The sequence below is a fragment of the Maricaulis sp. genome (genome assembly GCF_030149425.1).
Taxonomy (GTDB): Bacteria; Pseudomonadota; Alphaproteobacteria; order Caulobacterales; family Maricaulaceae; genus Maricaulis.
The window spans coordinates 31,392-45,458 of the sequence record NZ_JASBRQ010000036.1; the positions used below are offsets into that span (position 1 = coordinate 31,392).

Genomic DNA, 14,067 nt, shown 5'->3' on the forward strand with positions numbered 1-14,067 from the left:
GCCGCCGGAAACGCCGCCGGCGGCGGATCCGGGGTCACACCGGTTCGGTGATGTCACCGGACAGTGGGACGGTGTTGAGCGGCGGCGCGAGGATACCGGTCCGCCACCGGGCAAGCCGGACCGGCGTGCCTCGGCTGCGCGGCCCGCCTTCGGCAAACGCTTCAGCGCCTGAGGACATAGCCATGGGTCAAAAATACGCCTCGCTTCATGCCGGATTGCTGGCTCGCAAGGGTGAAGCCATGCCGGCGTCGCGCCCCGGCCTGGTTCCCGGCCTGATCGAACGTGCCGGCCCGGCCGCCGAGCCCAATGTCCCTGAACGGCCGGCTCGATCAACGCCACAGCCTCGTCCTGCGCCTCCCCAAACCACGACTCAGGCCGGTTCAGCTCCGCAACCCTTGAAACCGGTCATGCGGGTGCAGGACACAGCCAAACCCGCCTCCAGCGCCCGGCACAAGACGACACTGCGCCTGAGCCCGGCGCAAAAACGGCGCCTTCGCCTGGCGGCAGCGGTGCTTGATCGCTCACAGCAAAGCCTGATCAGCGAGGCCCTGGACGAGTTTCTGGATATTCTAGCTGCTGACCCGGCGCTGGATTGCCGATGCCTCAGCCGCTGTTCCGGCACCGGCGACGACGCGCAGACAAAGCGCTAGTGCATTGATCCATCGGCGCTGCCGGCAATGCGGGCAGCGAGGATGGTTTCCATCACTTCCAGCCGTTCGGCACAGTCGTTGGCGAGCAGGAGACGCTGGCGCTCGGGCCCGGCAAAGGGCGCAATCATCGCCAGCTGGTCGATCATGCGCGGCAGCGGCGCCTGGGCCAGGCTGTCCCAGTCCGTGCTCAGCCCTTCCGTCTCCAACCAGACTTCCAACAGGCGGATCAGGCGTTCCCGCCCCTCTTCCGGTGCCTGGCGCGGGTCAAGATCATGCTCGAAGGCCAGATAATCGGTCCGTGCGACCCGATAGGGCGTCGGCGTCTCGACCTCGGAAGCAAGGGTGAAACGGCTGACACCGCGCAGCGTGATCAGATAGCGTCCGTCACTGGTTTCCTGGAACTGGTCCAGCCGGCCGGCGCAGCCCACACGGGCCAATGCCGGCTTGTCAGGCGAGCCGCCCTCACGGGTCTGGATAATACCGATATGCCCATGCCCGCGGCGCACATCATCGACCATGTTGAGATAACGCGGCTCGAAGACGTTCAACGGCAGGATCTCACCGGGCAGGAGGATGGTTCCACCCAGGGGGAAGAGCGGCAATTCGCGCGGGAGGGTTCTAGTTTCAGCCATAACTGAAACGTAGGGCGCACACCCGGCTTCGCCAAGTAACCTACAGGTTAAATCTTATCACTTCGAACTGATCATGATGGTCGAACCAGTACACCGCATTCTCGGGCTCGAGGATCCGCATCTCCGCACGCAGGAACCAGTCGCCATTGTCGAGACGAAATGGCGTATAAGCGGAAACCGCGCAGAATTCCCGCCCGTGCCGATTGCCGCGCGCCCAGGTTCTGACCGAGGCGACATCGCCAGACAAAATTTCGGAGCGGACAATGCGGCGATAATTCTCGTCGACCTGCTCGCCAAACTTGCCGTTCATCGGCTCACCGACATCGTCCCGCGTCAGCAGCGGCATCAGGGCAAACCCGGCCTCGCTCTGCGCCTCCAACACGATTTGGTCAGACCGTACCGACAGCAGACCGGTGATGTTCGGGCTTGCGGACACGCTGGCGTGGATCGACCGCAACAGCTGGTCCGATGGGGATGTCGTGAAGCGGCGGCGCAGGATTTCGCGGTATCGCGCAGGCGGGGTCGCGACTCCACGCTCCCACTGGGAGATTAGCGCTTGGGATACTCCGAGCTGTTCAGCAAGGGTGTGCTGCTTCAATCGTTCGTGAAAACGCAATTCGCGTATCTGCTGCGCCCAGTCCATCCACACCCCCTAGTTACCCTACGGCGAGTGTGGATATTACAGATATTCATCTGGATGCAAAACAAATCCGACCTGTAGGCCGCCGCTGAATGTATTTTAACATCCTAGGCTTACGCCCAATCTAACCCACAACCAAAATGCGATCAGAGCTCATCTATCTCAAAGGCGGGCGCGAACTCGATACGGCGATCATCATGGGCAAGGATTTTGATATCGGCCCGTACCAACCAGCGGTCGCGCGCCACCTTGAAGGGCGTATATGTTGACTGTGTGAACAGGCTTCGCCCGTCTCGCTGGGGCCGGCTGGTCACCCGGACACAACGAAGACGGTCTTCAAAGCCTCCGGCCTCGACAAACCGGTGCATGTTGCAGTCAACATCCTGTCCGAGCTTGCCCTCAAGCGGCTGGTCCAGATCCGTAATGGAGAGCAGCGGATAGTCCCTCAATGCCGCGTCATTGCAGATCCGCAACAAGAATTCCCCGTTTACAAATTCCGCCAGGCAGGCCGGGTGGGGGCTGTGGCGAACACTGCAGCAGAGCGCCTCAGCCATCTGGACATTGGGAGCCAGGCGCGTGCGCTTGAGGATTTCATCCTGGATTGGCAATGGCGGATCGCTCAGGCCGCGCTCCCATTGCGAAATCGCGGCTTGGCTGACGCCAAACTCGAGCGCCAAAGCATCCTGCTTCAGCCCCTCCGCAAAGCGGAGCTCACGGATTTTGCTCCCCCAATCCATTACTTGATCACGCTTGTGGGTTGAACATCGCTCGCGTGTAGCGCTCCGCCATGGCTCTACGCCACTTTTATTTTACCAAAAAGCAGCGCGAAGTCCGATTAAGTTCTGTTGTGATTACAAGTGGTTGAACGAAACAACCGAAGCTATGGCCGCACTAAATTTTCCGCTTCGGGCTGTTCTCGATTTGTGCGTAACGGTTGTATTTTGGACGCTGAAACAAGCGCGCCCAATGGCCCTACATGCTGTGCGAGATGCTGCGAGATCTACTAGACATATAAACAGTGAGCCGCGCCGGCGGGACTGTTCCGGAGGAACGACCCATAGGGGCCGACCGGCTGACAGGGCCCACACCACTTTTCGTTGCGCTCGGCCCGGGCGATTTTCAGGCGCTGCTTCAGCTCGCGGCGCGGGTCTCGCCGGTCTCGCCGATATCCGGCAGGACCATGGAGGCCTCGACCGTATTGCCCACGCCGAGATAGGAGACATTGGCAAAGCCCAGCCCCTTGGCCAGCTTGATGCCCCGTCCGCGATGGCCAGTCCGGGTCGGATTTGCCATTTCCGCCGTTTCCGCATCAATGCCTTCGCCATCATCCTGGATCAGGAGCGACATCAGGCGCCGGCCGCGCTGGAAGCGCAGCTTGACCACGCGCTCGGCAAAAGCCGGCTCACGCAAGCGTTTGGCAAGCTTGGCCTCCCACTTGCCCTCGGCGAGGCCCTGGGCCTTCTCTTCCGCGGAGAATTCCAGATTGCCGTGCTCGACGGCGCTGGCGAGGAGGACATAAATCCCCACCGCCGTGGCCACCGGTTTAGGCGCGCAACGGGCAAGGAAGACAGCGACATGCTGGGCTTCAGCCAAGGTGCGAATGCGGAACTCGCCTTCGCTCAGGGACATCACAGCCCCCTGCTCGGCCCCGCCAGCCTTGCTCAGGGCTACTTCCTGGGACCGATAGGCGCTCAGCCCGGAAACGGCATTGACCAGTGAACCGGCATCGGTGTCGTGGGCGAGATAGATATCCGCGCGCGCGCCGGGACGTCCGCCCTGGGTGACCAGGATGGAGCGCTGGCCGGGAGCCGCATTGGTCTTGGCTTCATTGATCCGGTTGGCATGGGCATCATCGGCCACGATCAGCGCGACCGGGCCGGCCGGGTCCATGGTCGGGCCGAGATAGACTGTCATATCCAGCCCCTTGGCGAGCGCCTTGGACAGAACGCGGGTGCGCGGACTGTCGGCCATGCTCAGCCATAATCGTTCGGCGGGTTTACCAACCATGGGCGCTCTGCATCCTTATGCCTTAACCGGGCATTCAACATACACTTGTGCCGACTATCGGATGAAGCCGTTAACAAGAACTATCGCGCAACTGAATGAGAATGCGGTGACTTAGGCGTCGCGGTCCCGCAGTACGCCGGCCCGGCGCTCGCGCCAGTTCGGGAAGCGGTAGAAGATGTGCGTGCCGATATGGCGGGTGCGGATCAGGCTATCATTCCAGATCGGGTCGACCGCCACGGTGTGATAATGCGTCGCCGTGCGGGTCACGTCTTCGCCAAAGCCCATCATCGCGAGGCCGGCCACCTCGACCGCATTGCGCCAGCCACGACCATAGGGCGCGCGTTCCAGCGAACCGTCACAGGTAAAGGTGAACTGACAGCCAGTACGGCGCTCGGAGCCCTGATAGACGACACCGCAGATCGTGTTCGGCCAATGCCGGCTGTCGACACGGTTGAGCACCACCTGGGCCACCGCCATCTGGCCGACGCGGGGTTCGGATCGGGCCTCGTAATAGACCGCCTCGGCGAGGCAATCGAGCTCGGAGGAGCGGCGGGAGATACCGTCAAACAGGGCGCTGGTCTCGGCGTAGAGATCATTGAGCGGACGGGTGCCGACCGTCAGGCCGGTTTCGCCATTGGCGCTCAATTGCTGCGAGGCGAGCTGGATATAGCCCGGAATGCCCGTTGTCGCCTCCTGGTCGAGGATGCGCTGGGCCAGGGCGATGGTTTCCAGATTCTCGTCCTGGGCACGCACACGCATGGAGGCAAAGTGCAAGGCGGAGATGACGGCAATGCCGAGCAGGATCGTCGCCAGCAAATGAAATGCTGTCGCCACCTGCTTTTGCTGGCTGCGTGCCGTGTCCAAATCCATGCGCTCTACTGCACTCATCGTGTTACCGTAACCGCATCGCCTCTCGGCGCGCGGATCATGAGGGATTTAGTTGAATCCTTCATGAAGCGAGCGCGCCTCACTATGGAATAACACCATACGGGTCAACTACCCGGTTGGCTTACAAATATGAAATGATTCGCCTATCGCGGCGGGTTAACGCGGTTGTTTACCTTTTATCAACCACTTAACCCTGTCGCCGCAAATGGGCCTGGGCCGCCGCCAAACGCGCAATCGGGACGCGGTATGGCGAACAGGACACATAGTCCAGCCCTGTCTCCTCACAGAAATCGATCGATGCCGGATCGCCGCCATGCTCGCCGCAAATGCCCAGTTTGAGGCCATCACGCTCGGCCCGGCCACGCTCGGCTGCGATCTGGACGAGGTCACCGACGCCATCCTTGTCGAGGGAGACGAACGGGTCCTTCTCGAAGATCCCGGCCTCGAGATAATCGCCGAGAAATTTGCCGGCATCATCACGTGACAGACCGAAAGTCGTCTGGGTCAGGTCATTGGTCCCGAAGGAGAAGAACTCGGCATCGCGGGCGATATCACCGGCGCGGAGGGCCGCGCGCGGCAGCTCGATCATGGTGCCGATCAGGTATTTCGGCTCACCGCCGGTTTCCTCGGCCACGGCCGCGGCGACGCCAGCGACACGGGCCTTGAGGATGGAGAGCTCGGCCGCGGTGGCGACGAGCGGGATCATCACCTCGGCGACCGGCTTCACACCGGTCTCTTTTTCCACGGCGACCTGGGCTTCAAAGATCGCCCGTGCCTGCATCTCGTAGATTTCCGGATAGGTGATACCCAGGCGGCAGCCGCGATGGCCGAGCATGGGATTGCTCTCGGCCAGATCGCGCGCGCGCTGCATCAGGAGATCAGCCGACAGGCCGGTGGCTTCCGCGACATCGGCGACGTCCTCTGCCGTGTGCGGCAGGAATTCGTGCAGCGGCGGATCCAGCAGGCGGATCGTGCACGGGCGCGTTTCCATGATGCGGAAGATGGCTTTGAAGTCGTCGCGCTGCATCGGCAGGATCTTGTCCAGCGCCGTGACCCGGCCGTCCTGGCCGTCCGAGAGGATCATTTCACGCACCGCCGCGATGCGGTCAGCGTCGAAGAACATGTGCTCGGTGCGGCACAGGCCGATGCCTTCCGCGCCGAACTCGACCGCGGTTTCGCAATCGGCCGGAGTTTCCGCATTGGTACGGACCTTCATCCGGCGCGAGGCGTCGGCCCAGGCCATCAGCTTGGCGAAATCACCGGTCAGCTCCGGCTTGATCATCTTGGCTTCGCCGTACAGGACCTGACCAGAGGCGCCGTCAATGGTGACGATATCGCCATCCTTGATGACGCGGCGGCCGACGGTGAACGTCTTGGCGTTGTAGTCGATCTTGATCTGACCGGCGCCGGACACACAGGGACGGCCCATGCCGCGCGCCACCACGGCGGCGTGCGAGGTCATGCCGCCGCGTGCGGTGACAATGCCTTCCGCGGCGTGCATGCCGTGAATGTCTTCCGGCGAGGTCTCGATGCGCACGAGGATGACTTTCTCACCGGATTTGGCGCGCTCTTCGGCTTCATCGCTGTCAAAGACAACGGCGCCACACGCTGCGCCCGGAGAAGCCGGCAGGCCGGCGGTGAGGACATCGCGCTCGCTTTCGGGATCGAGGGTCGGGTGCAACAGCTGGTCCAGCTGAGCCGGATCGACGCGCATCACCGCTTCGTTCTCGGTGATCAGGCCTTCCGACGCCATGTCGACGGCGATCTTCAGCGCCGCCTTGGCGGTGCGCTTGCCGTTACGGGTCTGCAGCATCCACAAACGGCCCTGCTCGACCGTGAACTCGATATCCTGCATGTCGCGGTAATGGCGCTCGAGCTTGTCGAACACGGCCGCCAGCTCGGCATAGCTGTCCGGCATGGCCGCTTCCATCGACGGGGCGTCATCGCCCATCTTCTCGCGCATCGCCTCGGTCAGGCATTGCGGCGTACGGATGCCGGCGACGACGTCCTCGCCCTGGGCATTGACCAGGAACTCGCCGTAATAGCCGGTATCGCCGGTCGAGGGATCACGGGTAAAGGCAACGCCGGTCGCGGACGTCTCGCCCATATTGCCGAACACCATGGCCTGGACATTGACCGCCGTACCCCAGCTGGCCGGGATGTCGTGCAGTTTGCGATAGGTCTTGGCGCGGTTGGTCATCCAGGAGGCAAACACCGCCCCGATGGCACCCCAGAGCTGTTCGCGTGGGTCGGAGGGGAATTCGCGGCCGAGCTCGGACGCGGCGGCCTGCTTGTAGTCACCGACGATTTCTTCCCAGTCATCGGCGCTCAGATCAGTGTCGAGCTGGTAGTCATTCTCGTCCTTGAAGGCGTCGAGAATGTCTTCGAAAATGCCGTGATCAACGCCGAGCACGACGTCGGAATACATCTGGATGAAGCGGCGATAGCTATCGTAAGCAAAGCGCTTGTCGCCGGAGAGTTCGGCCAGGCCTGCCACCGTGGTGTCGTTGAGGCCGAGATTGAGGACCGTGTCCATCATGCCCGGCATCGAGGCGCGGGCACCGGAGCGCACCGAGACCAGCAGCGGATTGGCCGGATCGCCGAACTTCTTGCCGACAGTCTCTTCCAGCTGCGCCAGGGCGGTCTCGACCTGGCCTTTCAGCTCGGCCGGATATTGCCGGTCATTCTCGTAATAGGCGGTGCAGACAGAGGTAGTCAGGGTGAAGCCCGGTGGTACCGGCAGGCCCAGCTTGGCCATTTCAGCGAGGTTGGCCCCCTTGCCGCCCAAGAGCGTGCGCATGCCCGCTTCGCCTTCCGAATCGCCGCCGCCGAATGCGTAGACCCATTTGGTTCCGGTCATCACGTCTGCGCTCATGACGCGCCCTCCGTCTTTCAATTCTGGCCGCTATTCAAAGAGATAGCGAACTAACCCTCGATCCGTCCGAAATCGGCCACTGCATGGATCGCGGCGCGGATGTCGGACAATAGAAGAAGTCTGTTGCGGCGCAACAAGGCGTCGTCACTGTTAACGGTCACAGACTCGAAAAAAGCGTCAATCGGTGCACAGAGCATCGCCAGCGCCGCCATGGCCGCGGTGAAGTCCTCCGCCTCCAGCGCCGCCTGTGCCTTGGGCCCGGCCTCGGCTAGCGCCCCCATCAGCGCCGTCTCGGCCGCTTCCACCGCCGCGCCGGCATCATGGGCGCCTTCCGGCATGTCTTCGGTCTTGTTGAGAATGTTGGAGGCGCGCTTGTAACCCGCCAGCAGCGCCGTGCCGTCCTCGGTATCAAGGAAGCCCTGCAGCGCCCGCGAGCGCGCCGTCACGCGGACGAGATCGTCATCACCCAGGGCGAAGACGGCGTCGATGACGTCGTGGCGGATGCCTTCATCGCGCAGGTGGACTTTGAGACGGTCGGCGAAGAAGGCGAGGACTGAAGCGACTATGTTTCTTGGCAGCTCGGGATCCGGCACATCACGACCAAGTCGCTCGCGAATTGGATCGGCGGTAAAACCCACAACCATGTCGCTTGCCAAGTCCTGCCAAGACTTCACTGCCGTCGAGTACCCAACATCGTTCGGGTCGGTTCGGCTAACAACATCGCCGTGGCTCCAGATCGTCGTGAAAGTCGTGTTCGACCAACCGGAAAAACCAAAAAGCGCCATAAAGCCGGCCGACGTCAGACTGGGTCGATACTCCCCCTCCAGCAGAATCCGGATCACCCCCAGCGCGGCACGGCGCAGGGCGAATGGGTCTTTGGAACCGGTGGGTTTTTCATCAATGGCCCAAAAGCCGACCAGCGTGTCGAGCTTGTCGGCCAGGGCGACCGCGGCGGAGACGGGCTCCACCGGCACTGCGTCAGACGGGCCCTGCGGCTTGTAATGCGCCTTGATGGCGTCGGCGACGGCAGCGTCTTCGCCCTGCTCCATCGCATAATACCGCCCCATGGCGCCTTGCAGCTCGGGGAATTCATAGACCATTTCGGAGACGAGGTCCGCCTTGGCCAGACGCGCAGCCTTCTCGGCCAAATCCGCGTCGGCTCCCACAACCGGGGCCAGTTCGCGCGCCAGGGCGGCAACGCGGTCGACCTTGTCGGCCACCGTGCCGAGCTTTTCGTGGAAGGTCACCTTGGACAGCTCGCCCGCCATGTCGGAGAGCGGCGTCTTGCGGTCATTGTCCCAGAAGTGGCGCGCATCAGCGAGGCGGGCCGATAGCACGCGGGAATTGCCCGCGGCGATCGCCTTTCCGCCATCCGGCGCGGTCTGGTTGGCCACGGTGACGAAATGGGCGGAAAGCGTGTTCGTCTTGGGATCGCGCACCGCAAAGTATTTCTGGTGCGTCTTCATCGTCAGGGTGATGACTTCCGGCGGCAGATCGAGGAAGTCCGGATCCATCTCGCCGAGCACCGGCACCGGCCATTCCACCAGGCCGCAGACCTCGTTCAAAAGCCCCTGGTCCTCGACCAGTTCCAGCCCGGCATCGCGGCACGCCTTGGTCGCGCCATCCATGATCATCCGCTTGCGGTCTTCCGCATCGAGGATGACATGCCCCTCGCCTTCCAGCTGCGCCTTGTAGTCAGCGAAACCGGTGACGGTGAACGGGCCACGGCCATGCACGCGATGACCTTCGGTGATGTTGGAGGTGTCCAGGCCGAAGACCTTGAACGGCACCACCTCGCCGTCAAAGACGCAAAGCAGGCGCTGGATCGGACGCACCCAGCGCTGCTGTTTCTCGCCCTCGCCGATCTTCATCGATTTGGGCCAGTGGAAATTCTGCAGGATGGCCGGAATGGCCTCGGCGACGACCTCTGTGGTCTGCCGGCCCGGCTTGTCGATAATGGCGACCCAGAAGGCGCCCTTCTTGTCTTCACGCTGCTCGCAGCTGTCCGTGCTGTCCAGGCCCGCACCGCGCAGGAAACCCTGCAGCGCCTTTTCCGGCGCCCCGACGCGCGGCCCCTTGCGCTCTTCGCGCACATCGTCCGCCTTGGCTGGCAAACCGGTCATGACCACGCTCAAACGGCGCGCCCCGACCAGGGCCGTCGTGCTCTCGGCCTTCAGACCCGCCTCACCCAGCGCCTTGACCAGCGCGGCTTCAAGATCCTTGGCCGCCTTGGCCTGCATGCCTGCGGGAATTTCCTCGCAGAACACTTCGAAAAGGAGTTCAGACATCAAGCGTGCTCTTGTGCGGCCCAGCGTTCCATGAGGGCGAAATAGCCATCATCGGGGGCTTCTTCGTAAATCAGGTCTTCCTTGTCGAACATCATCCAGTCCTGGGCCGACTTGACCCAGATATGTCCGACAGGGCTCAAATCAGTGCGGTCATCCAGACAGCCGGCTTTCACCGAAATCGACGGATTGCCCTTGGTGTCGTGAGCAATGCGGGTGCCGCATTTTTCGCAGAACATGGCCGTCTTCTGCACGCCCTTGGCTTCCGCCTTGATGGCAAACGTCCCCGGCCCGCCCTTGAGGAATTTGAACCCCTCGCGCGGTACCAGTAGCGACATGCCGAAGGCCGAGGAGGTCTGCTGCTGGCAATTGGTGCAGTGACAGCAATACAGCGTCAGCGGCTTCTTGGAGATTTCAAACCGGACCGCCCCACACTGGCAGCCCCCACGGAGCGGGAGTTTCATGCGGTGGTCTCCCTGAGGCCCTCCTCGCCCTTGATGGGCGAGGTCCCGCGCAGCGGGGGAGTGGGTGCGCGCCGAAGGCGCAAAAAAGAGTGTTCGATGGGGCGGCTGCGCCGCCGCACCCACTCCGTCTCGACGCTGCGCGCCGATCCACCTCGCCCATCAAGGGCGAGGAGGGTGTGGGCCGCAGCCATCATTCCGCCGCCTCCATGGCTGCGCGTTCCTGGGTCACCCAGGCCTCGGCACAGCCTTTCGCCAGCTCGCGTACGCGGTGGATCCAGCTGGCGCGCTCGGCGACGGAAATGGCGCCGCGGGCATCGACCAGGTTGAACAGGTGAGAGGCTTTCAGGCAGAAATCATAGGCCGGCAGCGGCAGCGGCTTGTCGAGCTCGAGCAGCGCCTTGCACTGGCTCTCCGCGCCCTTGAACCAATCGATCAGCATGTCGACATCGGCATGGTGGAAGTTGAATTCGGAGTATTGCTTCTCCGCTTCCAGGAAGACATCGCCATATTTCATGCCGGCGCCGTTGAAATCGAGGTCGTAGACGTTCTCCACGCCCTGGACATACATGGCCAGGCGTTCCAGCCCGTAAGTCAGCTCGCCGGAAACGAGATCGACATCAAGGCCGCCGACCTGCTGGAAATAGGTGAACTGGCTGACTTCCATCCCGTCACACCAGACCTCCCAGCCCAGCCCCCAGGCGCCCACGGTCGGGTTTTCCCAGTCATCCTCGACAAAGCGCACATCATGCAATTCGCGATCAATGCCGATGGCGTCGAGTGAACCGAGATAGAGGTCCTGGATATTCGCCGGGCACGGCTTCAACAGGACCTGGAACTGGTAGTAATGCTGCAGCCGGTTCGGGTTCTCGCCATAGCGGCCATCGGCCGGACGGCGCGAGGGCTGGACATAGGCGGCATTCCACGGCCGCGGCCCGAGCGAGCGCAGCGTGGTCGCCGGATGCAGCGTCCCGGCGCCGACCTCGACATCATAGGGCTGCAGGATGGCACAGCCCTTGGACGCCCAATAGGTTTGCAAACGCAGGATAAGCTCCTGGAAAGACGGGGCGTTTTTATTCGACATCGATGAATTTCCGGCGATAGGCGCGACAGGCGCTAAATTTTGGCCGGACACTAGGCAAGCCCGGCGGTCAATTCAAGCGCGAGAGTCCTTGTCGTCACTGGGGTCAAGCTGGGCCTCAACCGCACGCCGGGCAGCCTCAGCCGCATCATCACGCTTCGCCGTAGCGCGCTTGCGGCCAAAGAGAAGAAAAACCGCGGCGAGAAGGACCAGGATGAGGCTGAGTTCGAGCATGGCGTTTCTTAGCGGTCATTCTCTCAACTCGCCAATCATTCACGCTCCAATACGTTATGCCCCGGTTTATCCGGGGCACCTCCACGCAAACGGTGAATGTTGAGGTCCCCCGGACAGGCCGGGGGATGACGGGATTGATAGGGTCACGCCGACCTCAGCAATTCCCCCAGCATTTATCGCCTCACTCCAACCCCAGCGCCCCGCCGGCATAAATCGCCTGCACCTCGGGCGCATAGGCCCGTTCGTCGCCCTCATGCAGCACCAGCGGGGCCAGGATGCGTGCCGGGGCGCGACCGCCCTTTCTGACCCGGACGATGACCCGTTTGGCCTCGCGGCCGGCGCGCGGCTGGACCGGCTTGATCACCACGGAGCCGAATTCGCGCTCGGTCGCGCTCAATATGTCCGGCAGCGCATCGGCGCGGTGGATGAAGGTGAGATAGCCCTGCCCCTTGATCAGCCGCGCTGCCGCCTTGGTCCAGACCGGCAAGGGCGTGTCGCCGGTGAGCCAGGCGTGCTGTTTTTCCGGCGCCGGGGTGCGCAGGCTGGAGGGGTCATCGAAAAAGGGCGGATTGCAGAAGACCTGATCGGCCATGGGACGCGGTGCAATGTCCGAGATATCGCCGGAGACGATCTCGACGCGCTCGGCGAGCCCGTTCTCATTGACATTGGTGCGGGCGATCTCGGCCGCCCAGCTTTCCCGCTCCCAGGCGGTAAAACCCACACCTTCGAGGCGCCGGGCGGCACACAGCAGCGCCCCGCCGACCCCGCAGCCGAGCTCGACCAGGTGCATGCCCGGCTTTGCCTCAAGACTGGCCGCGAGCAGGACGGCATCCATGCCGGCGCGATAGCCCTTGACCGGCTGGTTGAGACGCACGCGGCCATCCAGCAGGGTGGAATGATCGGTTTCGATCATTACGCGCCCAGATCCGGCTCTTGCCCGTCGGCTTCCTTGAAGGCCCGCAGCAAGAGCGCCTTGGCCTGGTGCTCGTCTTCATCGGCCACGGCAAGGCGCGGCTGCAATGAGGAGAAGCCGCCGCCATACAGCGAGGAGGTCGCTGTGTCGAAGACAGCACAGTCGATTCCCGCCTCTTCCAAGACGTGCTGGGCAAAGGACATTTTCACCGGATCGGGAGTTTTCAGGACGTCTTTCACAGCGATTTGTGCTCCTGCGCTGAATTGCCACCGCGTTCGCCGCTTGCCGCGACGGACCGGGATTCCTATTGTCACGGTCAATCTTGGGCCCGCAAGAGGTTCGCCGGCGTGGACAGCATGGTCAGTCTCAATTCCCCTGTAGCGCAATCCGCATCCGCGCCAAATGCTGCCGAACGTCTTGCCCAGCTGGCCTATGACGATATGCGGCGCGTGGACAAACTGATCCTGGAACGCCTGGACAGCCATGTCGAACTGATCCCGGAACTGGCGAAATACCTGATCGAGGCCGGCGGCAAGCGCGTGCGCCCGATGATCACGGTCGCGGCCGGCAATCTGCTCGGCTTTACCCAGGACAGCGTCATCAAGCTCGCCGCCGCGGTCGAGTTCATCCACACCGCCACCCTGCTGCATGATGATGTCGTTGATGAGAGCGGCATGCGCCGCGGCAAGACGGCGGCCAATCTGATCTGGGGCAATGCCTCAAGCGTGCTGGTCGGCGATTTCCTGTTCGCCCGCTCCTTCTCCCTGATGGTGGAAGCCGGCTCGATGAAGGCGCTCGGCGTCTTGTCTGCCGCCGCCTCGACCATTGCCGAAGGCGAGGTGCGCCAGCTCTCCGCGATCAAGGACATGTCGGTCTCCGTCGATACCTATATGGAGATCATCGACGCCAAGACCGCTGCCCTGTTCGCTGCCGCAGCCCAGGTTTCCGGCATTGTCGCCGGCCGCTCGCAAAGCGATGAAGACGCGCTGCGGACCTATGGCCGTGAACTCGGCCTCGCCTTCCAGCTGGTCGATGATGCGCTCGATTACGGGGGCCGTGCGGCCAAGCTGGGCAAGTCGGTTGGCGATGATTTCCGCGAAGGCAAGGTGACCCTGCCCGTGGCCCTGTGCCTGAAGGAAGCGACCGGTGAGGAGCGCGAATTCTGGCAGCGCGTGATCGCCGAAACCGATCAGCGCGAGGGCGATTTCGACCGGGCGATGGAGTACATGCAGGCGCGCAAGAGCATTGACGCGACCGTCAATGCAGCCCGTGACCATGCCCGCAATGCCCGCATGGCGCTGCAGCGCTTCCCGGCCAATGACTGGCGCTCGGCGCTGGAAGACCTGGCCGATTTCGTGGTCGAACGCGCCTACTGATTTTACCGAGTCACATCGCCCAGTA

14 protein-coding genes are annotated in these 14,067 nt (G+C 62.9%); 2 read left to right on the forward strand and 12 right to left on the reverse strand.

Annotated elements, in window-relative coordinates:
* The first annotated feature begins 182 nt into the window (after positions 1-182).
* Positions 183-650, forward strand: a complete 468-nt coding sequence (locus Q1V57_RS05485) for a hypothetical protein (RefSeq protein WP_300528395.1) — start codon at positions 183-185, stop codon at positions 648-650.
* Here the strand turns inward: Q1V57_RS05485 and Q1V57_RS05490 are convergent.
* The 12 genes from Q1V57_RS05490 to Q1V57_RS05545 form a co-directional block, all read right to left on the reverse strand.
* Positions 647-1,282, reverse strand: coding sequence for an LON peptidase substrate-binding domain-containing protein (locus Q1V57_RS05490; protein WP_300528398.1), 636 nt, complete (start codon positions 1,280-1,282; stop codon positions 647-649). The genes Q1V57_RS05485 and Q1V57_RS05490 overlap by 4 nt on opposite strands.
* A 40-nt stretch (positions 1,283-1,322) precedes the next feature.
* Positions 1,323-1,925: a helix-turn-helix domain-containing protein gene (locus Q1V57_RS05495; protein ID WP_300528399.1), complete on the reverse strand. Its 603-nt coding sequence runs from the start codon at positions 1,923-1,925 to the stop codon at positions 1,323-1,325.
* Between the two features lie 143 nt (positions 1,926-2,068).
* Positions 2,069-2,659 carry a helix-turn-helix transcriptional regulator gene (locus Q1V57_RS05500; protein WP_300528400.1) on the reverse strand — a complete coding sequence of 197 codons (591 nt, stop codon included), beginning with the start codon at positions 2,657-2,659 and terminating at the stop codon, positions 2,069-2,071.
* Positions 2,660-3,053: 394 nt separating this feature from the next.
* Entirely contained in the window at positions 3,054-3,929 is an 876-nt protein-coding gene (locus Q1V57_RS05505; RefSeq protein ID WP_300528403.1) for a hypothetical protein, read from the reverse strand.
* Positions 3,930-4,040: 111 nt separating this feature from the next.
* Entirely contained in the window at positions 4,041-4,817 is a 777-nt protein-coding gene (locus tag Q1V57_RS05510) for a cell wall hydrolase (RefSeq protein WP_300528405.1), read from the reverse strand.
* A 187-nt stretch (positions 4,818-5,004) separates the two neighbouring features.
* Positions 5,005-7,692, reverse strand: coding sequence for a pyruvate, phosphate dikinase (ppdK, locus tag Q1V57_RS05515; RefSeq protein ID WP_300528408.1), 2,688 nt, complete (start codon positions 7,690-7,692; stop codon positions 5,005-5,007).
* Positions 7,693-7,742: 50 nt separating this feature from the next.
* Positions 7,743-9,980, reverse strand: a complete 2,238-nt coding sequence (gene glyS, locus Q1V57_RS05520; RefSeq protein WP_300528409.1) for a glycine--tRNA ligase subunit beta — start codon at positions 9,978-9,980, stop codon at positions 7,743-7,745.
* The gene (locus tag Q1V57_RS05525; RefSeq protein WP_300528411.1) at positions 9,980-10,441 is read right to left on the reverse strand and encodes a GFA family protein; all 462 of its coding nucleotides are present in this window, start codon (positions 10,439-10,441) and stop codon (positions 9,980-9,982) included. The genes glyS and Q1V57_RS05525 overlap by 1 nt, the downstream gene beginning before the upstream one ends.
* Before the next feature lie 190 nt (positions 10,442-10,631).
* Complete coding sequence (locus Q1V57_RS05530; RefSeq protein WP_300528413.1) at positions 10,632-11,522, reverse strand: glycine--tRNA ligase subunit alpha; 891 nt, start codon at positions 11,520-11,522, stop codon at positions 10,632-10,634.
* A gap of 72 nt (positions 11,523-11,594) precedes the next feature.
* On the reverse strand, positions 11,595-11,753 hold the full coding sequence (locus tag Q1V57_RS05535) for a hypothetical protein (RefSeq protein WP_300528415.1): 159 nt from the start codon (positions 11,751-11,753) through the stop codon (positions 11,595-11,597).
* Between the two features lie 181 nt (positions 11,754-11,934).
* Positions 11,935-12,666, reverse strand: a complete 732-nt coding sequence (locus Q1V57_RS05540) for a methyltransferase (RefSeq protein ID WP_300528418.1) — start codon at positions 12,664-12,666, stop codon at positions 11,935-11,937.
* Positions 12,666-12,905 carry a DUF2007 domain-containing protein gene (locus Q1V57_RS05545; protein WP_300528420.1) on the reverse strand — a complete coding sequence of 80 codons (240 nt, stop codon included), beginning with the start codon at positions 12,903-12,905 and terminating at the stop codon, positions 12,666-12,668. Before Q1V57_RS05545 ends, Q1V57_RS05540 begins: the two co-directional genes overlap by 1 nt.
* Positions 12,906-13,022: 117 nt before the next feature.
* Here Q1V57_RS05545 and Q1V57_RS05550 point away from each other — a divergent pair, with 117 nt between their 5' ends.
* A complete protein-coding gene (locus Q1V57_RS05550) occupies positions 13,023-14,042 on the forward strand; it encodes a polyprenyl synthetase family protein (protein ID WP_300528452.1) in 1,020 nt (339 codons plus the stop codon).
* Positions 14,043-14,067 lie beyond the last annotated feature (25 nt).

Coding starts and splice junctions, on each gene's coding strand:
- Q1V57_RS05485 (WP_300528395.1), top strand. CDS start 183: ATGGGTCAAAAATACGCCTCGCTTCATGCCGGATTGCTGGCTCGCAAG.
- Q1V57_RS05490 (WP_300528398.1), bottom strand. CDS start 1,282: ATGGCTGAAACTAGAACCCTCCCGCGCGAATTGCCGCTCTTCCCCCTG.
- Q1V57_RS05495 (WP_300528399.1), bottom strand. CDS start 1,925: ATGGACTGGGCGCAGCAGATACGCGAATTGCGTTTTCACGAACGATTG.
- Q1V57_RS05500 (WP_300528400.1), bottom strand. CDS start 2,659: ATGGATTGGGGGAGCAAAATCCGTGAGCTCCGCTTTGCGGAGGGGCTG.
- Q1V57_RS05505 (WP_300528403.1), bottom strand. CDS start 3,929: ATGGTTGGTAAACCCGCCGAACGATTATGGCTGAGCATGGCCGACAGT.
- Q1V57_RS05510 (WP_300528405.1), bottom strand. CDS start 4,817: ATGAGTGCAGTAGAGCGCATGGATTTGGACACGGCACGCAGCCAGCAA.
- ppdK (WP_300528408.1), bottom strand. CDS start 7,692: ATGAGCGCAGACGTGATGACCGGAACCAAATGGGTCTACGCATTCGGC.
- glyS (WP_300528409.1), bottom strand. CDS start 9,980: ATGTCTGAACTCCTTTTCGAAGTGTTCTGCGAGGAAATTCCCGCAGGC.
- Q1V57_RS05525 (WP_300528411.1), bottom strand. CDS start 10,441: ATGAAACTCCCGCTCCGTGGGGGCTGCCAGTGTGGGGCGGTCCGGTTT.
- Q1V57_RS05530 (WP_300528413.1), bottom strand. CDS start 11,522: ATGTCGAATAAAAACGCCCCGTCTTTCCAGGAGCTTATCCTGCGTTTG.
- Q1V57_RS05535 (WP_300528415.1), bottom strand. CDS start 11,753: ATGCTCGAACTCAGCCTCATCCTGGTCCTTCTCGCCGCGGTTTTTCTT.
- Q1V57_RS05540 (WP_300528418.1), bottom strand. CDS start 12,666: ATGATCGAAACCGATCATTCCACCCTGCTGGATGGCCGCGTGCGTCTC.
- Q1V57_RS05550 (WP_300528452.1), top strand. CDS start 13,023: ATGGTCAGTCTCAATTCCCCTGTAGCGCAATCCGCATCCGCGCCAAAT.